This window comes from Streptococcus sp. (assembly GCF_030528045.1).
Taxonomy (GTDB): domain Bacteria; phylum Bacillota; class Bacilli; order Lactobacillales; family Streptococcaceae; genus Streptococcus.
In genome coordinates this window covers 1-15988 of sequence record NZ_JAUMZR010000017.1, presented here as the reverse complement: position 1 = coordinate 15988, position 15988 = coordinate 1, and the positions used below count along the sequence as shown (strand labels likewise).

Genomic DNA, 15988 nt, shown 5'->3' with positions numbered 1-15988 from the left:
TCAAATCCTCACCTCATCCCCAACTTTCACATTATCATACACTTCTTTCGTGACTACGAAAATGCCGTAATCACGAATCGTAAGCGTGTATAGCTTCCCGTGTCGTCCTTTCTCAACGACCTTACCAAATATCTCAGCGCCTTGATTATCAGCTTTATAGACGATAATTGGGCGCTTTGCTTCCAAATCTCGAATCCTGTCCATCTGCCAGATATTCAATCCAGCAGACAATAAAATCCAGATTGTGATGAATCGTTTCAATCTATGACCTCCTTTTCTCTCATAAATTTTGGCATGTTGCCGTGAAATTCCTCGTATAACAAATACTTCCTGCAACATTCATCGTAATCATAATTTTTGTTAACTTTAAGTTTTCTTTTGAGCGTTTTCTTATATTTTTTCGGACAGTGGATAACAAATTCTTTAGTATTCTCAGAATAGTAGGCTATAAAATATCGATAAGAATATTTGTAGTGTTTTCTTTTTTGTCTAAGATTCATCACTGCACCTCATTTCTCAATTCAAAATCAATTCCATATAAGAGCAAATCATTTTGAAAGTCAACGAATGCCTCAATGATCTCAGCTTCTTGAAAGTCGTATTCCTCGACCGCACCCAAGAAATCATCAATATCATTTCTTTGCACACTTCCGTGCTCTGTCTTTGTGTGTTCCATGGCTTGTTCATAGCCATCAACATCAATTGTGTATCTGATTCTGCCACTTGAATAATCATATTTGTAATTTTTGATAATCATCCTTCACACCTCCCTAAAATGGCAATCCATCATCTGGAATATCCATCGGATCATTGGCTCCGAAACTTGGTGGCATCTGATTTTCCATGCTCGAATGGTCCGCAGTCTTATCTCGCTTTTCCAAAAACTGAAAGCTTTCAGCTACAACTTCCGTCACATAGACACGCTGACCGTGCTGATTTTCATAACTACGAGTCTGGATGCGACCTGTGATTCCCACAAGAGCGCCTTTTCTGACCCAATTTGCAAAATTTTCAGCTTGCTTACGCCACATGATGCAATTGATGAAGTCAGCCTCTCGTTCTCCATTCGCGCCTTTAAAATTCCGATTTACTGCAAGGTTGAAAGTCGCAACCGCCACATTCGATGGCGTATATTGTAATTCTGGATCACGAGTCAAGTGCCCAATCAACACAACATTATTGATCATTTTTTATTCTCCTTTAAAAATTCTTTATATATCTTCTCAAAAATCTCGATCACAAGTTTTTGAGGAATGTTCGAACGCTCATTATATGATTTTGAGAAATTCTTCCACTCTATGTCCTGCTCGATAATTTTATTTTTAAGATTAAGTTCAATATTGCTTCCAAAAATCGTCCGTTTTTGTAAAGGATAATCATAATTATTGTATCTAGCTAGATTTTTGTATGGAATTCTGAATCCAATAATATCCTCAATGTAAGGCCACAGTCTGTCAGCAGCTGGATTCTCAATAACCCAAAATTGTGGTCTGTATCTTTTTATGATTTCTATTGTGTTGAAAGCTGTTAGCTCACCATTGACCCTTTTTAAAAATTGCCTATCATATTGATAATTTATATAGGCCAATTCGTAATCCTGTTTTGAACGGATTGTGAATGGTGAAGGTCTTACTTGAGGAGCAAACAAGCTATCAGAAACATCATTGCGTTTCCAACACGCATTTCCATTTTCCATGGCAGAAGCATTTGACCAGCTTTCACATGGCGGACTAGCAATAATCAAATCAGGTTTTGGCAATTTGTCTAGCTCATCAAAAAGCGTATTGTCTCCGAAAAATCGCCCATAGTCAGCAAGGTTCAAATTTATAAAATGATCGTTCTTGTTTTCAATATCTATTCCAATCGGATAGATGCCAATGTTCGCCCCCCCTGAACGGCTCAAATATTTCGCACCTTTAAGATACGAACCATTCCCGCTATCAAAAAGCGCCCAAACTACCATTTGTTTAATAATCAATACCTCCTATCCTTCATCCCAGATGGGTAAACAAAGCACCTGCCTGTCGCTCCCTCAAAGATACGACTTGATAAAGCACCATTCCCAAAATCGTCCGAATAAAGTTCCTTAATCTCTTCACTAGACAGATTTGTGTTGATAATCGTATTGGTCCGATTATCCAGAATCTTGAACAATATCTGATGCGCCCACTCGTTCCGCTTCGTATCAGCCTTGCGACTCTCTTTCCCGAGGTCATCCAAGAAGAGAAAGTTAACCTCAGACAGTAGCTTGACCATCTTCGCTTCTGAAAAACCATTTTCAAACTCAAAGCTATCTCGAATCTTATCGAACAAGGTCACCACTGACACGAAGAGTACACTTTTCGGTTCATCATATGCCTTAAACTGCTCATTTAGAAACCGAGCAAATCCATAGGTCAGATGGCTCTTCCCAACTCCAGACGGACCAGTGATGATAGCATTCCCAGTCTCACCTTTGGCATAGCAACGTTCCAACCGCTTCACAAAATTCATAGCATTTTCGTCGATGTCAACTCGAATTTCATAATCGTGTAGTGACTTGCTTGCCAGCTTGCTTGAAACAATACTATCTCGAGCAAAGACCTCATAAGTATCCGATAGCTTACTCTTGACCTCAGATTCCACATTCAGTTGCTTTTCAAATCGTCGGATGTTCTCTTTCTCGCACTCAGGACATTGACTGATTTCTTCAGCCTTGCCCTGGACAGGAATTTTAACAGACCAAAGATGGCATCCATGGATTTCACAGACATCATCAAGAACCGTTCTAGTTTTGAATTGTTTAAACTGCTTCATCTAAAAACCTAGCCTTTCGTCAACCGTACTAGTCAAGATTGTAGAGCGTTTTGGCATAGTCTGATTCAGATAATTGTCCATCTTATTTCCGAAAAGCGTTTGTGGTTGCAGATACTGTTCATAGTCTGTACCCGTCCACTTAGCTGTCATCACATTTACCACACGCTTAAAGTCCTCTAACTGATACCCTTCATTCAAACGAGCCTGAATGTATTTCTGATGACCTCTAGTTGTAGATTTGTAATTTTTTCCAGTTTTCTCATTCAGATAGTCCAAAATTTCTTTATAAATCGACAACTTATTATTATCTATATCAGTCTTTATAGTATCAGTCTTTATTGTTTGTACTTTTTGCGTAACCAGAGAGGTATTTTTTACGTTTCTGGGCGGTAAATTTTGCGGTTCAGAAATATCAGACTTGAAAACTCTAGGTCCGAGGATATAGAGCCGATTAGGCTTAGTTAACCCCTGCCGTACCTCACGCAGTAAACCTGCTTCCACAAGCTCTTTTTTTGTCTTGGTTACAGTCTTCTCTGAACACCCCAACCCTTTACAAAATTCAACTGTTGTAAAATACATAAATGCTTTACCATCGCGATCATGCCATTGGGATTCTAGTGACAAGTCTAAACGATTATAAAGCAAAGCATACATGATTTTAGCATTGTTAGACAGTTCTTTGTAAGGCTCCTTAAATAACCATTTTGGCAGTTGAAAGTACTGATACTTCTCAACTTCGTTTTTAAAATAAGTTTCAGCCATCTACTCCTCCACACTTGAAAATTTTGTGTATTCTTTGTGAAAATACAACTTCACTGTACCGAGACTACCGTGTCGGTTCTTTTCCAGGATCAGATCCGTAACATTATTCGCTTCTTGACTATCTGCCTGCTCTTTCTGGTAATATGCTTCACGATACAAGAAAGCTACAATATCAGCATCTTGCTCAATAGAGCCAGACTCTCGCAAATCTGACAGCATCGGGCGTTTGTCCTGTCTCTGCTCCACCGCCCGGCTTAACTGTGACAGGGCAATGACAGGTACTTTCAAATCCTTAGCAAGTATCTTCAATTCCCTAGAAATCTCAGAAACTACCTGCTGACGATTCTCACCTTTTGATCCAGTAATCAGTTTCAAGTAGTCAATGATAATGACTCCAAGACCTCCCATTTCTTGGGCAAGTTTTCGAGCCTTTGAACGTATCTCAGAGATACGAATACCAGCTGTATCATCAACAAAAATAGGCGCATCATAGAGATTTCCTTGTGCATGGACTAGTCTACTCCATTCTTCCACACTCAGATTTCCAGTTTTTAGATGATACCCTTCTACCATGCCCTCAGCTGCTAACATCCGTTCAATCAAGCTTTCCGCCCCCATCTCAAGTGAGAAAATAGCAACAGGCTTCTTCTCTTTTACAGCGACATACTGAGCGATATTCAGAGCTAGCGCCGTCTTCCCCATTGCAGGACGGGCAGCAAGGATAATGAGATTATCCTCATGAAGACCAGTCGTTATCTTGTCCAGTCCAACGAATCCAGTAGATAGACCTGTCACAACTCCATCTGTCTGAGAGCGAGTCTCGACCATCTGCATGTGCGTATCAAGGATATCAGCCACATTACGAAATCCAGTTCCTGTATTTTGATTGCTGATGTCAAGCATAGACTTTTCAGTCTTTGCAATGATGTCATCGATGGTCACATCACCCTGATAAGCATTTGAAAGGGAGTCAGATAGGTTCGCTATCATCTTTCTGAGCGTGGCCTTCTCTTTCACAAGCTTTGCGTAGTGTTCAACATTCTTCGATGTCGGAGTGGAGTTCACCAACTCGACAACATAGTTGATTCCCCCAATAGTTGAAATCTCACCTTGATCAGTAAGGGCAGAGACCATAGTCGTCGCATCGATTGGCTCACCTTTTTCAAGCAGAGACAACATGCTTTTAAACACGATCTTATTTGCAGGCTTGTAAAAATCATCAGGAGTCAATTCATCCGCTAGAGTGATAAGTGATTCGGGGGAGATGAAGACAGCCCCAAGAACCGACTGCTCAGCTACTAGATCATGAGGTAGTATTCTAAAATCGTCACTCATGCGCTATCCTCCCAGTATTTTTCTAGATCAACATTCATCACCGAAGCAAGGTTCTTTTGCTCCGTCAAAATTTGACGACGATAAGGCGCGAGGCCAGCTTGTCGTTCTTCCTCATTTTTTGGAAGATAATATCCGCTCGGTTGTGTCTTCTTCGCTACAATCGGATGATTGAAGTTCACTCGCAAGCTTTCAACAATCATTTCAAGGCTTCTTTTAGATAATGAAAACTCATTTCGAATAGTGAATGAACGCACAGGTTTTTCAAACGAGCCATGATTGACAATATAATTCAATACATTTGTTTCTAGCTGATCCATATCTCTGCTAACTGCCATATTTTACCCTCTCAAATTTCTAGGCGCAGGCAAACCAATCAATTCAGGCTTCAAGCCCTCTGGTTTTTCGTTGTCGAATGTAAAGCCTGAAAATGGTCTACGGATGTTCTCACGAATTGCTCTGCATTCGGCTTCACGACCTTTTGCAAAAGCTTCTTGACTTGCTCGGATGATATCTGCATCATGATGCTGTTGCATTTTCTTTTCTTCAGCTTTCTTCAAATCGATATTGTGAACGTGGATTCCTGCTCCGAGAAATCCGATAAACAATGCGGCAACTCCTAATAATTGGCTAGTCAATGATGGTTCAATCATTTTATTTCTCCTTTAAAATTTCAACTGTTTTCTTCAAATCTGCGATTTCTTGATTCGCTTTTTGAAGTTTTTCTTGCGTCTCAATCAGTGATTGATTGAGATCCAGAGCGACCTCTTTCCAGTCAAGGTTAGTTTCTTCGACCTCTTCCGAAAAGTAATTTTTAATTTTTGTTAGTAGGTTCATGTTTAAACTCCCAATTGTTTTTCTCGCTTGATATTTTCTAGCATTTCTGCCAAAGTTTCTTTTTTGGTACGATAGCGATTCCGACTTTTCCATTTTACAAACAATCGAAATCCTTCGTAATTGACAAAGACAATTTTATGTGTCGGATTATCAATGAACTGCTTAAAATCAGGGTGCTCTCGCATCTCAGTAGCCCATACTTTTGCAGTAGCAAGGGTCAGTCCATCCCACATCTGACAAAGGTGTTTGTAATCACCGTGAGTGGCTTTTTCATTCACGCCTACTGGTTTGTAAGTAATTTCCGCTTTTGGCATGGCTTTTCCTCTCTTTCTGTGGTATAATCTAGTTAGTAATTTTTGTTGAGCGCCTGATTGCCGTCAGGTGCTTTTTTGCTATCTAAATTCATCCAAACTGACTTCCAGTGCGTCAGCAATTTTGCACATATTCGTCCACGACATTTCCTTTAATCTTCCAGCCTTTAAGTTTGAAAAATTAGATGGATGGACATTTGATTCTTTGGCTAATCTGTACATTGACCAACCTTTTGACTTTAATTGTTGTTCAATCTTGCCCCACATCAAAAACACCATATGTTGTGTTTTCAAAACACATAACATCCTTTCTTTTACTATATGTTGACAACTAAAAATATTTGAATTATAATATATCTTGACTAAGATCTCTCTACGTTTTAGTCAAAATTTCAATAGAAAGGAGATACAATCATGGGTAAAAACCAACATGTTGTTCCTGCCAAGAATGGCGGTTGGAACGTAAAAGGGGCTGGCAATTCAAGAGCAACAGTTCACACTACTACAAAGAATGAAGCTACAAATATTGCTAGACAGATTTCACGAAATCAAGGTTCCGAACTTATCATTCATGGCAAAGATGGGAGAATCCAAAGCCGAGATAGCCACGGTAAGGATCCATTCCCTCCTAAAGGCTAGTCATATTTCGGCCTTAGTCTTACGGTATATCCTGCAGCAGGAGTTACATCATCCAATGTGACTTCTGCTATTTTTTTCTTTCCGTCACTAGTTTCAACGATTAGTCGTGTATAGAAACGACTATCTAAAACATTCACCCGATTTGGTTTAAAATTATAAGGGTATCGTTTTGGTCTCATTTGTTTCCTTTCTATCCTATTAAACATTCCTGATCAAGGAACTTGTTGATAAAGTACTGCTGGCCTTTACCAGTGACCTTAGTTGTTGTATTGACAGTTGTATGACCGTCGGCATGATTGATGTTTGTCTTTTTTAATTCAAACAGACCTAACTGCATGCTTTTTTGTGTTGGTTGGTTCCAAGACTCTCCACGACGACTAATTAGGTAGCCGTTAGAGCGTAGCCATTGAAAAAGTTTGTTTTGACCAATGTCAATCCCATTCTGTTTCAAAATTTTAGCTAGTTCACCAATCAGACAAGATGACCTACTAGCGCTCACTGCGTCGGCAAATAGCACCTTAGGACGGTCAGCTTCAATCTGCGTCTCCAGTTTATGAATCTTCTTATCAGCCATCAGCAATGCTCTTGCCATGATTTTATCAGGGCTATTAAGGTCTTTCTCTACTTGGATAAAGTATTGTCGGACTTCTTTTCCTTTGTCGGTTTTCGACATCATTGCTAAGTGTTTTGCAGTGTCCAATGATAAAGCATAGTCTTGCAATTCCTTTGTTCCACCATATTGATTTAGCTGTGTAGTTGTAACTACGGAGCAAAAATCATAATTTTCTTCAAACCCTTTAAAATTTTGTTCCACCCATTGGCTAAATCTCGTCTTGACTTCAAGGGTCTTGTGTAATTGTCTTGCTGATACAATCGGTTCTTGATTGTCATTCACAGTCACTTTAATAACTTCGTTCATGTTATTCCTCCTATTCCTCAAATCTTTCCGTTGAGTATCTGATTTTGTCAGGTGCTTTTTTGTTTTATAATTCTGGAAATTCCTGTTTTAATTTTGTTAGACGGACGTTGTACCTATCCAAAAAGAAATTTTTAAATTCGTTATATGTTTCCAAAGCGTTTTGAAACTCATCATCTGTCAAATCTTTTATTACTGTTGCACCATGTAGAGATAAAACAAGAGATTTCAATTGTTCATGGATAAGGGAGGAATAAAGATTTTGTTTCGAATGATAGTAAATTCCTCTTTTATTCATCAACCTGTTTGTTAAAAATATTTTAGAGTCACTACCAATATTACTATCACAACGGCTCCCTGTTATGATTGGATAGATTGCACTACCTATTTCTCTCTTATAAGGATTTTGAAGTAAATCAAGAACTTTAGGATGATTGTTATTTACGATACGAATATCTTCATCAGTGATAGCGACTTGACCAAAATTTTTTCTAACCTTAACAATTTTATTGGCGACTGCCTCAGCAATCATTTCTTGTAATTCACGTTTACTTATTGTGATTAATTCTTCCATCTTCCCCTCCTATTCAATCCCGTAATCTTCAATAACCTGAAGAATGAAGCTGTTCGCTCGTGGACCTTTTGTCGTCCCACTTAGAATGTTTGTTACTTCCTGTCGTTTAAAGCCGTAAGCAACCGCTAGAGTTGTTTTTTTAATGCTCTTGTCTTTCAAAAAAGCATTAACTTTCTCACGACCGTTTGCGATATCTGGCATATATTTCTCCTTTCTATTTCTTCTCTCCTTTTTGCTATAATATAATTAGAAAGGAGGTGAGTACATGGACACAAATCAAATTTTGATAACTTTTTTAACTTCATGCGTTCCTGCGTTTCTTGTTTATATCGCAAATAAACATCAAACCGATTCCAAAATAAAAGAATTAAAGGCACAATCTGAAAGTGAATTACAAAGACTTGAAAAAGAGCATGAATTAAAACTGGATGCCTTAAAACAAAGCCAGCAAGTAGATATCACTTCAAAATTTTTCACAGGTGAACTTGATATCAATAAACTTACTCAAGCAGTTAACGGAATCACAGAACTTCAAAAACTCATAGATAAGTTACCAAAATAATTTGATGAAAGCGGAGTACTTACTCTGCTTTTTTTAAAATTTTCAAAATCATTGAAAGACCACTAACTAGTCCAGCTAGATAGCCTCGTCCATAATCAGTAGTTAAGAATTCCAATAATTCGATTATTTCTTCTTCCTTCACTTCCCATCCTCCCCTCTTTATTTTTTGTAAATAAGAAACAACTAAATTTTTAACTATTTTTTTATCTTTTCGCTTGACTTTTTTTAGATGTTTGTCTAAAATGAAAGCATAATAAAAACAATGATAAATCTATAAAACCGTTCGCCAAAACATTTTTATAATTTATTTCTTAGTTGTTTTTTTAGTTGTTTCTTAATTACAAATACTATTTTAGTCTTTCGTCTAAATTTTGTCAAGCGTTTTAGCCGAAAAAATAAAATATTTTTTTGTAATGCTTCAGAAAGGTTGATAAATCAATGTTTGAGACATTCGAAAAAATTAAAAGTTTAGCTAAAAAACAAGGAATTTCTCTAAATACTTTGGAAGAAAGAGTCGGTTTAGGGAAAAATTACATTTATAGTCTTAAGAATAAAAAGACTCCTTCGGCTGAACATATCGCAAAAATCGCCGACTACTTCAATGTATCCACCGACTACCTTCTCGGTCGCACGGATAATCCGTCTATTGCAAAGGATACCGTCACTACTCCAGACGGCCGTGTGGTCGACTTGTCAAATCTTCGTGAACGTGTCGTCCTGTTCGATGGTAAGCCGTTATCAGACGACGATGTAGATAAAATCGCTCAAATCATTAAACTCTCTTTGGGGGTATCGGATATTGAAAGCAAATGAACTACTAGATGAATATCAGGTCACACTCTATCTCTTCCAAGAAACCATGTGGGAGCGTAGAGGCTTCTATTTCCCCGATGAGCGCATTATTTACGTTAACGGAGATTTACCCCTAGAGGAGCGAGAAAAGGTTATCTTGCACGAATTAGGGCATATAAACCACAATCCAGCGCACTACAAGCGACTGCTTTATAAATACGAAAACGAAGCAGACCGCTTCATGATTCGCCATCTCATCTCTGAAGAACTCGCACACTACGAAGTATCAGACTTCAATTGGCTTCAGTTCGCCAAAAAGCACAAGATTTCGACAACCTGGGGAGAGGATATGATCCAGGAAGAGTTTAAGAATATTGTGGGGGTGTGAAGATGGCAGAATATGAAATTTTTTTACCCCAAACTCTGAATAACGACTATTCCATTCTACTTGAACTCTATCAACAAATAGAGGATATTCTTCCAGTTCTAGAAGAAAAAGATAGTGTTATTTTTAACTTTGGAAATATCCGTTGGATAAATGCTGAAATGACTGTTTTTTTAGGGATGATATTTAGCGAAGTTAATGCTAGAGGAGCAACTGTATATGCTTTATTAGATAATCTTTCCCTAAAATCAAAGGAAATCCTTTTAAAAAATGGATTTTTAAAACATTTTGGTCTTGAATATGAGTTAGATGATACCTATAACACCACCATTCCATTTTTTAGAAGAAGTATAGAAAATATCGAAGAAATTGACGAATATATAGATGATGAGTTGTTAAGACAGATTCGGACTAAAACCTCTGAGGATTTTTTAGGCGAGATAAAAGAAGCCTTGTTAGAAATCATCCATAACGTTCGAGATCATTCTCATTCAGATGTACTCTATATGTGCGGCCAACACTACCCTCGTAAACCTAGTGACAGTAAAAATGGAACCATATCTTTTGCTATATCTGACAATGGTATTGGCATGATAGAAAACATAAAAAACAAAGGACATTCTTTCTCTGACTCAGTGGATTACTTTGAGTGGGCCTTTGATAAAGGTACATCTACAAAAGAAAATTTTGACAGCGGGGTCGGATTATACTTACTAAAGAAAAAACTTAACGGAAAAGGCGAGATTAAAATAGTATCAAATAACGGATATTATCACATCGATAAAACTGGTTATATCACCTATTCGGAGTTCCCATTTAACATCTCTGGAACACTTGCTATCATCACTATTTTTCTTGATGATTGTCAAACCCCCTCTCTTTCTGATACAATAGATTTATCAGGACTACTAGAAGATTGGTTTACATAAAGGAGCAAACATGATAACACTAAATATCGCTGAGATTATCAACAATAAATCAGCTATCCTATCTGACACTGGAGAAATTGTTTTCCAAAAAATTAAAGAATACGTTGAAAAAGATGAACCGGTAACACTAGATTTCACAGGGATTGAAACACTGACCACAGCTTTTCTAAATCTCGCAATTGGCCAGCTTTATGACTTAAAACCAACAGACCAACTAACAAAGTTAGTGAAGATAAAAAAATCATCAGTCAGTAATTCTCATTTACAAAAGATTGGTCTCGTTCTAACTAACAGCAAAGAAAAAAGGCAAGAATTAGCCGATTTGCAAGATGAGGTAATGCAGGATGGCTATTAGTAAAGATCTAAACACTTACGCCATAAGTCCAGGAGAAAGCTTTATTGTTGATACAAATGTCTGGATATATCTTTTCTCCCCGTTTTCAACCAATGACTTCGGGTACCAAAATTTTTTATCAGAAGTTCAAAATAAAAAATGCAAGTTATTTATTAACTCGCAAATCATTTCAGAGTACATCAATGTTATTTGTAAAACGGCTTATAAAGAGTATGTAAGAGCTAATGGATTGAATAAAAATAGATTTAAGTTCAAACGTGATTATCAACAAACTACAGACTATTTAGACAATTATCAAATAGCTTGCGACAGCGTAAAAAATGACCTTTTAAAGTATTGTAAGATTTTACCAATTAAACTTTGGCATGTTCGCAAAAGTTTGAATGATTATGATCAAATGAAAGATTACAACGACCTTCTCTATACTAAGATGACAAAAGGGAAAATTAAAATCGTCAGTCACGACAAAGATTTTGGTAATCATCCTGAAGATATTATCTGGTTACACTATTAAAAAATCCCCACGCTCTCAAACTTTGGCGAGTCTGAGCGTGAGGATTAGCGTTATAAGAAACAACCATTCAAAAGGTCGTTTTCTTATACCTATTTTATCAAAAAAGCGAGGTGAAAGCAATGTGGATGGAAGAACTTCCGAACGGAAAATACAAATTTTTTGAGCGATACAAAGATCCATATACTGAGAAATGGAAACGAGTGTCAGTAACCCTTGACTCAGGTTCGAGCAGGGCTAAGAAAGAAGCTCAGAAACAACTGGATGAAAAGATAGAATCCTTACTACAAAAATTGACTACTGCTTCTGCTCTCTTTCATACAGTCTTCGAAGAATGGTGGGAATTCCACCGGAAGCAAATTAAATTGAGTACGTATAAGACTATGTTAGCTACCTACAACCGAATTTCCGATAAAGTTGAACTAGGTACTAAATTGGAAAATATGGATGTACGACTGATTCAAAGATTGATTGATACGGAAGATTGGACATATACTCAAAAATATCGTGTTAAATCAATTCTAAACGTCTTCTTTGACTATGCTATCGACCAAGGTTTTATCGAAAACAATCCTGCTAGGAAAGCGAAATTGCCTAGAAAAAAACAAAGCTTAGAGCAGATGAAAAACGCAAAAGATAAATATCTAGAACCAAAAGAATACAAGGCTATTCTAAAAGAACTCTATCGAAAAGATATTACTCTACGATATGCCTTGGCATGTGAGTTCATGATCCTGAACGGTTGTCGTGTCGGTGAGTTGGCTGGTCTTACGCTTGACAAATATCATAAAGACAGTAAGACCTTAGATATTCATACTACATTTAATCGATACATTCCAGACGATGATGGAACTAAGACTTTCGCCAGCTTCAGGACGACACACCTCACAAAAAGAGAGATTGAAATACTTGATAGAATGATTGAACTAAATCGTCTAAGCGAAACAACCGATAAGAATTGGCATAAAAGCGACCGCATCTTTGTCACAAATACGGGAAAACCAGTTCATAGTTCCATTCTAAGTAAGTCTCTCCAGAGAGCAAATGAACGCTTAAAGAAACCAATTCCTAAACATCTATCACCTCATATTTTCAGACATACTACCATCAGCATTTTAGCAGAAAATAAAATTCCTCTAAAAACAATCATGGATAGAGTTGGTCATTCTGATTCTGAGGTCACTACTTCCATCTACACCCATGTCACAAAGAACATGAAAGATGAAGCGATCAATGTACTGGACAAAGTGATGAAAAATATTTTTTAGAAAAGTTATGCCCCTTTTATGCCCCTCGAACACAAAAATAGCCCTTCGGATAAAATCCGAGGGGCTAGAAACGTTGTTAAATCAACGATTATTTTTTCAAGTTGTAGAATGATTTCAATCCACGGTATTCAGCTACTTCACCAAGTTGGTCTTCGATACGAAGCAATTGGTTGTATTTAGCGATACGGTCTGTACGTGAAAGTGAACCAGTCTTGATTTGTCCTGCGTTTGTTGCAACTGCGATGTCAGCGATTGTTGAATCTTCAGTTTCACCTGAACGGTGTGATACAACCGCAGTGTAACCAGCTTCTTTCGCCATTTCGATAGCGTCGAATGTTTCAGTAAGAGTACCGATTTGGTTAACTTTGATAAGGATTGAGTTAGCAGCACCTTCTGCAATACCTTTTTCAAGGTAAGAAGTGTTTGTTACGAAGAAGTCGTCACCAACCAATTGAACTTTACCACCAAGACGTTCAGTAAGAGCTTTCCAACCGTCCCAGTCGTTTTCGTCCATACCATCTTCGATAGTGATGATTGGGTATTTGTTTACCAATTCTTCAAGGTAGTCGATTTGTTCTGCAGCAGTACGTACAGCAGCACCTTCACCTTCGAATTTAGTGTAGTCGTAAACTTTACGTTCTTTATCGTAGAATTCTGATGAAGCACAGTCAAATCCGATAAATACGTCTTTACCAGGAACATATCCAGCAGCTTCAATCGCAGCAAGGATAGTTTCAACACCGTCTTCAGTTCCTTCAAAACGAGGAGCGAATCCACCTTCGTCACCTACGGCAGTTTCCAAACCACGTGATTTAAGGATTTTCTTAAGAGCGTGGAAGATTTCAGCACCCCAACGAAGAGCTTCTTTGAATGATGGTGCACCAGCAGGTACAATCATGAATTCTTGGAAAGCGATTGGAGCGTCAGAGTGAGAACCACCGTTGATGATGTTCATCATTGGAGTTGGAAGAACTTTAGTGTTGAATCCACCAAGGTAGCTGTAAAGTGGGATTTCAAGGTAGTCAGCAGCAGCACGAGCTACAGCGATAGAGACACCAAGAATTGCGTTTGCACCCAATTTACCTTTGTTAGGAGTACCGTCAAGTGCGATCATAGCACGGTCGATAGCTTGTTGGTCACGTACATCGTAGCCGATGATTGCTTCAGCAATGATGTTGTTTACGTTGTCAACAGCTTTTTGTGTACCAAGACCACCGTAACGAGATTTGTCACCGTCGCGAAGTTCAACTGCTTCGTGCTCACCAGTAGAAGCTCCTGATGGAACCATACCACGTCCGAAAGCACCTGATTCAGTATAAACTTCTACTTCAAGTGTTGGGTTACCGCGTGAGTCTAAGACTTCGCGAGCGTAAACATCAGTAATAATTGACATTTTTTACTCTCCTTTGAGTTAAATTTTTTACACCTCTATGATACCTTAAAAATAAGCGTTTTTCAAGAAAAAACGTTATCTTTGTGCAAATTTTCCTTAACTTTATAAAGTAATCGCTTTCTTTTGTCTGTTTTCTTGCGATTTTTGTGATATACTGTTTTTATGACAGATTTATCAAAACAACTACTAGAAAAAGCTCATGGTGGGCCGAAATTAAACCCTGACGAACAACGCCGCTATCTCGGCACTTTTGAGGAAAGAGTTCTTGGCTACGCTGATATTAATACTGCCAATAGTCCTGAATTAGAACATGGATTTTTCTCTATTTTAGAAAGTTTTCAAGAAAAGGTAGAGATACTTTTTGTGAAGATCTCACCAAATATCGAGTTTGACAAACAGGTCTTTTACTTAAAGCAAGCAAAAGAAAGCAACTGTCAGGCGACTATTGTTTCAGACGATCATATCACCTCTCCTTTCGGTCTTGTCATTCATACAAATGAACATGTTCAAGTAGACAAAAAGGACCTTAGACTTGCATTCTCAAGCCTCTGGGAAGAGAAAAAGGCCGAGCCACCTAAAAAATCCATCTGGAAGAAATGGTTTGGTTAATGATTTCTCATATTTAATAAACGACCAATATTAGTAGATGTGTGCTCCAAATAGAGTCTTGCATTTTTCAGACTGTCTTCCAAAGGCTCACTTTTCTCTAAAATGGAAAAGGCTGCTTGTATATTTTCGAATGGTAGGGAAGGTAAATCCTCGGAAAGACTACCACAAATAGCAATAACTGGAACTCCTTCAGGAGTTCTTTTTACTACACCGATAGGAGCTTTTCCAACAAAGCTTTGACTATCCAGTCTACCTTCTCCAACGATAACCAAGTCAGCACCTACAACCTTCCTGTCAAAGCCAATCAAATCCAAGCAAGTGTCAATCCCAGATACGATAGTGGCCTCAGCAAAGGCACAGAGCCCAGCCGCAATCCCACCGCCGGCTCCTGCTCCTTTAAGAGAGAGGGTTGATGGTGAAAATTTTTCATAGAACCGCTGTATAGCCAAATCTACTGTCTCAAACAAAGCAGGATCCAAGCCCTTTTGTTTTCCAAATGTATAGGTCGCTCCTTGATGACCACATAGAGGGCTCACGACATCTGCTAAAATGCGGATTTTCACATCTTCAGGAATCCTATACAACTCGCTGTCTGAAACTGACTCAAACTCAAGCAAAGTCTGACCGCAAGCTGGCAATTCTTTTCCATTCTTATCATAAAAGTGATAACCCAAAGCAGCTGCAATGCCAATTCCACCATCATTACTTGCCGTACCACCTACACCGATATAGATTCCTTTCATTCCAAGATCAATGAGATGGCGAATCAACTCTCCGATACCTCTGGTTTGGATGTGAAGAGGGTGTCGTTTCTCCCACGGAATCTTTCCAAGACCAACCAAGTCAGCAACTTCAAAGAGCGCTAATTGATCTTTATAAAAGGGCTCTATAATATCTGTAGTGGGTAAAAACCACTATGGAAATTATGGAGCTTTTTGAATACACAAAAAGTCCCATAAGATTTATAATGAAAAGCACTCAAACCATCATTAGAAAGGATCTTATGGAACATATTCA

26 protein-coding genes and 1 pseudogene are annotated in these 15988 nt (G+C 38.1%); 9 read left to right on the top strand and 18 right to left on the bottom strand.

Translation table 11 applies throughout. From position 1 onward, the window contains the following. The 12 genes from Q4A91_RS04645 to Q4A91_RS04590 form a co-directional block, all read right to left on the bottom strand. On the bottom strand, positions 1 to 261 hold the full coding sequence (locus Q4A91_RS04645; protein WP_303209087.1) for a DUF1372 family protein: 261 nt from the start codon (positions 259 to 261) through the stop codon (positions 1 to 3). 238 nt (positions 262 to 499) lie between these two features. Then, positions 500 to 757, bottom strand: a complete 258-nt coding sequence (locus Q4A91_RS04640) for a hypothetical protein (RefSeq protein WP_303209086.1) — start codon at positions 755 to 757, stop codon at positions 500 to 502. A 13-nt stretch (positions 758 to 770) separates the two neighbouring features. Further along, entirely contained in the window at positions 771 to 1187 is a 417-nt protein-coding gene (gene ssb, locus Q4A91_RS04635; RefSeq protein WP_303209085.1) for a single-stranded DNA-binding protein, read from the bottom strand. Beyond that, on the bottom strand, positions 1184 to 1963 hold the full coding sequence (locus Q4A91_RS04630; protein ID WP_303209138.1) for a DNA methyltransferase: 780 nt from the start codon (positions 1961 to 1963) through the stop codon (positions 1184 to 1186). Before Q4A91_RS04630 ends, ssb begins: the two co-directional genes overlap by 4 nt. Positions 1964 to 1974: 11 nt before the next feature. Then, a complete protein-coding gene (locus Q4A91_RS04625) occupies positions 1975 to 2796 on the bottom strand; it encodes an ATP-binding protein (protein WP_303209084.1) in 822 nt (273 codons plus the stop codon). Then, positions 2797 to 3558, bottom strand: a complete 762-nt coding sequence (locus Q4A91_RS04620; RefSeq protein ID WP_303209082.1) for a conserved phage C-terminal domain-containing protein — start codon at positions 3556 to 3558, stop codon at positions 2797 to 2799. Next, the gene (gene dnaB / locus Q4A91_RS04615) at positions 3559 to 4893 is read right to left on the bottom strand and encodes a replicative DNA helicase (protein WP_303209080.1); all 1335 of its coding nucleotides are present in this window, start codon (positions 4891 to 4893) and stop codon (positions 3559 to 3561) included. Then, positions 4890 to 5228 (bottom strand): hypothetical protein, encoded by a 339-nt coding sequence (locus Q4A91_RS04610; RefSeq protein WP_303209079.1) that lies wholly within the window; start codon positions 5226 to 5228, stop codon positions 4890 to 4892. The genes dnaB and Q4A91_RS04610 overlap by 4 nt, the downstream gene beginning before the upstream one ends. A gap of 3 nt (positions 5229 to 5231) precedes the next feature. Then, positions 5232 to 5543, bottom strand: a complete 312-nt coding sequence (locus Q4A91_RS04605) for a hypothetical protein (protein ID WP_303209077.1) — start codon at positions 5541 to 5543, stop codon at positions 5232 to 5234. 1 nt (position 5544) lies between these two features. After that, complete coding sequence (locus Q4A91_RS04600) at positions 5545 to 5727, bottom strand: hypothetical protein (protein ID WP_303209076.1); 183 nt, start codon at positions 5725 to 5727, stop codon at positions 5545 to 5547. A gap of 2 nt (positions 5728 to 5729) precedes the next feature. Further along, a complete protein-coding gene (locus Q4A91_RS04595; protein WP_303209074.1) occupies positions 5730 to 6041 on the bottom strand; it encodes an excisionase in 312 nt (103 codons plus the stop codon). Positions 6042 to 6119: 78 nt separating this feature from the next. Continuing rightward, positions 6120 to 6305, bottom strand: a complete 186-nt coding sequence (locus tag Q4A91_RS04590; RefSeq protein ID WP_368389532.1) for a helix-turn-helix domain-containing protein — start codon at positions 6303 to 6305, stop codon at positions 6120 to 6122. 147 nt (positions 6306 to 6452) lie between these two features. On the opposite strand from Q4A91_RS04590, the gene Q4A91_RS04585 reads away from it, so the two are divergent. Further along, complete coding sequence (locus tag Q4A91_RS04585; RefSeq protein WP_061599460.1) at positions 6453 to 6677, top strand: DUF2188 domain-containing protein; 225 nt, start codon at positions 6453 to 6455, stop codon at positions 6675 to 6677. A 190-nt stretch (positions 6678 to 6867) separates the two neighbouring features. Here Q4A91_RS04585 and Q4A91_RS04580 read toward each other — a convergent pair whose 3' ends face one another. The 3 genes from Q4A91_RS04580 to Q4A91_RS04570 form a co-directional block, all read right to left on the bottom strand. Continuing rightward, a complete protein-coding gene (locus Q4A91_RS04580; RefSeq protein ID WP_303209070.1) occupies positions 6868 to 7596 on the bottom strand; it encodes a phage antirepressor KilAC domain-containing protein in 729 nt (242 codons plus the stop codon). Between the two features lie 64 nt (positions 7597 to 7660). Continuing rightward, a complete protein-coding gene (locus Q4A91_RS04575) occupies positions 7661 to 8167 on the bottom strand; it encodes a hypothetical protein (RefSeq protein ID WP_303209068.1) in 507 nt (168 codons plus the stop codon). 9 nt (positions 8168 to 8176) lie between these two features. Further along, complete coding sequence (locus Q4A91_RS04570; protein WP_303209067.1) at positions 8177 to 8368, bottom strand: DNA-binding protein; 192 nt, start codon at positions 8366 to 8368, stop codon at positions 8177 to 8179. A 64-nt stretch (positions 8369 to 8432) separates the two neighbouring features. Between Q4A91_RS04570 and Q4A91_RS04565 the strand changes: the two genes are divergently transcribed. Next, positions 8433 to 8729, top strand: coding sequence for a hypothetical protein (locus Q4A91_RS04565; RefSeq protein ID WP_303209066.1), 297 nt, complete (start codon positions 8433 to 8435; stop codon positions 8727 to 8729). 19 nt (positions 8730 to 8748) lie between these two features. On the opposite strand, the gene Q4A91_RS04560 is transcribed toward Q4A91_RS04565, so the two are convergent. Then, positions 8749 to 8871 (bottom strand): hypothetical protein, encoded by a 123-nt coding sequence (locus Q4A91_RS04560; protein ID WP_303209065.1) that lies wholly within the window; start codon positions 8869 to 8871, stop codon positions 8749 to 8751. 296 nt (positions 8872 to 9167) lie between these two features. Between Q4A91_RS04560 and Q4A91_RS04555 the strand changes: the two genes are divergently transcribed. From Q4A91_RS04555 to Q4A91_RS04530, 6 genes are all read left to right on the top strand, one after another. Beyond that, positions 9168 to 9542, top strand: coding sequence for a helix-turn-helix domain-containing protein (locus Q4A91_RS04555; RefSeq protein WP_303209064.1), 375 nt, complete (start codon positions 9168 to 9170; stop codon positions 9540 to 9542). Further along, positions 9526 to 9909, top strand: coding sequence for an ImmA/IrrE family metallo-endopeptidase (locus Q4A91_RS04550; protein WP_303209134.1), 384 nt, complete (start codon positions 9526 to 9528; stop codon positions 9907 to 9909). Before Q4A91_RS04555 ends, Q4A91_RS04550 begins: the two co-directional genes overlap by 17 nt. A gap of 2 nt (positions 9910 to 9911) precedes the next feature. Next, the gene (locus Q4A91_RS04545; protein ID WP_303209062.1) at positions 9912 to 10835 is read left to right on the top strand and encodes a hypothetical protein; all 924 of its coding nucleotides are present in this window, start codon (positions 9912 to 9914) and stop codon (positions 10833 to 10835) included. 10 nt (positions 10836 to 10845) lie between these two features. After that, positions 10846 to 11190: an STAS-like domain-containing protein gene (locus Q4A91_RS04540; RefSeq protein ID WP_303209061.1), complete on the top strand. Its 345-nt coding sequence runs from the start codon at positions 10846 to 10848 to the stop codon at positions 11188 to 11190. After that, a complete protein-coding gene (locus tag Q4A91_RS04535) occupies positions 11180 to 11704 on the top strand; it encodes a type II toxin-antitoxin system VapC family toxin (protein WP_303209060.1) in 525 nt (174 codons plus the stop codon). Before Q4A91_RS04540 ends, Q4A91_RS04535 begins: the two co-directional genes overlap by 11 nt. A 119-nt stretch (positions 11705 to 11823) precedes the next feature. Beyond that, positions 11824 to 12969 (top strand): site-specific integrase, encoded by a 1146-nt coding sequence (locus tag Q4A91_RS04530; RefSeq protein ID WP_303209058.1) that lies wholly within the window; start codon positions 11824 to 11826, stop codon positions 12967 to 12969. An 88-nt stretch (positions 12970 to 13057) separates the two neighbouring features. Here the strand turns inward: Q4A91_RS04530 and eno are convergent, their stop codons facing one another. Continuing rightward, a complete protein-coding gene (gene eno / locus Q4A91_RS04525; protein ID WP_000022821.1) occupies positions 13058 to 14362 on the bottom strand; it encodes a surface-displayed alpha-enolase in 1305 nt (434 codons plus the stop codon). Positions 14363 to 14524: 162 nt separating this feature from the next. On the opposite strand from eno, the gene Q4A91_RS04520 reads away from it, so the two are divergent. Further along, a complete protein-coding gene (locus tag Q4A91_RS04520) occupies positions 14525 to 14971 on the top strand; it encodes a DUF1694 domain-containing protein (protein ID WP_303209057.1) in 447 nt (148 codons plus the stop codon). On the opposite strand, the pseudogene Q4A91_RS04515 reads toward Q4A91_RS04520, so the two are convergent. Then, positions 14968 to 15846 (bottom strand): annotated as a pseudogene (locus Q4A91_RS04515) (glycerate kinase); the annotation flags it as partial. The gene Q4A91_RS04520 and the pseudogene Q4A91_RS04515 overlap by 4 nt on opposite strands. Positions 15847 to 15988: the final 142 nt, after the last annotated feature.

Excerpts from the sequence above, each read along its gene's own strand:
- Q4A91_RS04640 (WP_303209086.1), bottom strand. The coding sequence starts at position 757 with ATGATTATCAAAAATTACAAATATGATTATTCAAGTGGCAGAATCAGA.
- ssb (WP_303209085.1), bottom strand. The coding sequence starts at position 1,187 with ATGATCAATAATGTTGTGTTGATTGGGCACTTGACTCGTGATCCAGAA.
- Q4A91_RS04630 (WP_303209138.1), bottom strand. The coding sequence starts at position 1,963 with ATGGTAGTTTGGGCGCTTTTTGATAGCGGGAATGGTTCGTATCTTAAA.
- Q4A91_RS04625 (WP_303209084.1), bottom strand. The coding sequence starts at position 2,796 with ATGAAGCAGTTTAAACAATTCAAAACTAGAACGGTTCTTGATGATGTC.
- Q4A91_RS04620 (WP_303209082.1), bottom strand. The coding sequence starts at position 3,558 with ATGGCTGAAACTTATTTTAAAAACGAAGTTGAGAAGTATCAGTACTTT.
- dnaB (WP_303209080.1), bottom strand. The coding sequence starts at position 4,893 with ATGAGTGACGATTTTAGAATACTACCTCATGATCTAGTAGCTGAGCAG.
- Q4A91_RS04610 (WP_303209079.1), bottom strand. The coding sequence starts at position 5,228 with ATGGCAGTTAGCAGAGATATGGATCAGCTAGAAACAAATGTATTGAAT.
- Q4A91_RS04605 (WP_303209077.1), bottom strand. The coding sequence starts at position 5,543 with ATGATTGAACCATCATTGACTAGCCAATTATTAGGAGTTGCCGCATTG.
- Q4A91_RS04600 (WP_303209076.1), bottom strand. The coding sequence starts at position 5,727 with ATGAACCTACTAACAAAAATTAAAAATTACTTTTCGGAAGAGGTCGAA.
- Q4A91_RS04595 (WP_303209074.1), bottom strand. The coding sequence starts at position 6,041 with ATGCCAAAAGCGGAAATTACTTACAAACCAGTAGGCGTGAATGAAAAA.
- Q4A91_RS04590 (WP_368389532.1), bottom strand. The coding sequence starts at position 6,305 with ATGTGGGGCAAGATTGAACAACAATTAAAGTCAAAAGGTTGGTCAATG.
- Q4A91_RS04585 (WP_061599460.1), top strand. The coding sequence starts at position 6,453 with ATGGGTAAAAACCAACATGTTGTTCCTGCCAAGAATGGCGGTTGGAAC.
- Q4A91_RS04580 (WP_303209070.1), bottom strand. The coding sequence starts at position 7,596 with ATGAACGAAGTTATTAAAGTGACTGTGAATGACAATCAAGAACCGATT.
- Q4A91_RS04575 (WP_303209068.1), bottom strand. The coding sequence starts at position 8,167 with ATGGAAGAATTAATCACAATAAGTAAACGTGAATTACAAGAAATGATT.
- Q4A91_RS04570 (WP_303209067.1), bottom strand. The coding sequence starts at position 8,368 with ATGCCAGATATCGCAAACGGTCGTGAGAAAGTTAATGCTTTTTTGAAA.
- Q4A91_RS04565 (WP_303209066.1), top strand. The coding sequence starts at position 8,433 with ATGGACACAAATCAAATTTTGATAACTTTTTTAACTTCATGCGTTCCT.
- Q4A91_RS04555 (WP_303209064.1), top strand. The coding sequence starts at position 9,168 with ATGTTTGAGACATTCGAAAAAATTAAAAGTTTAGCTAAAAAACAAGGA.
- Q4A91_RS04545 (WP_303209062.1), top strand. The coding sequence starts at position 9,912 with ATGGCAGAATATGAAATTTTTTTACCCCAAACTCTGAATAACGACTAT.
- Q4A91_RS04540 (WP_303209061.1), top strand. The coding sequence starts at position 10,846 with ATGATAACACTAAATATCGCTGAGATTATCAACAATAAATCAGCTATC.
- Q4A91_RS04535 (WP_303209060.1), top strand. The coding sequence starts at position 11,180 with ATGGCTATTAGTAAAGATCTAAACACTTACGCCATAAGTCCAGGAGAA.
- Q4A91_RS04530 (WP_303209058.1), top strand. The coding sequence starts at position 11,824 with ATGTGGATGGAAGAACTTCCGAACGGAAAATACAAATTTTTTGAGCGA.
- eno (WP_000022821.1), bottom strand. The coding sequence starts at position 14,362 with ATGTCAATTATTACTGATGTTTACGCTCGCGAAGTCTTAGACTCACGC.
- Q4A91_RS04520 (WP_303209057.1), top strand. The coding sequence starts at position 14,525 with ATGACAGATTTATCAAAACAACTACTAGAAAAAGCTCATGGTGGGCCG.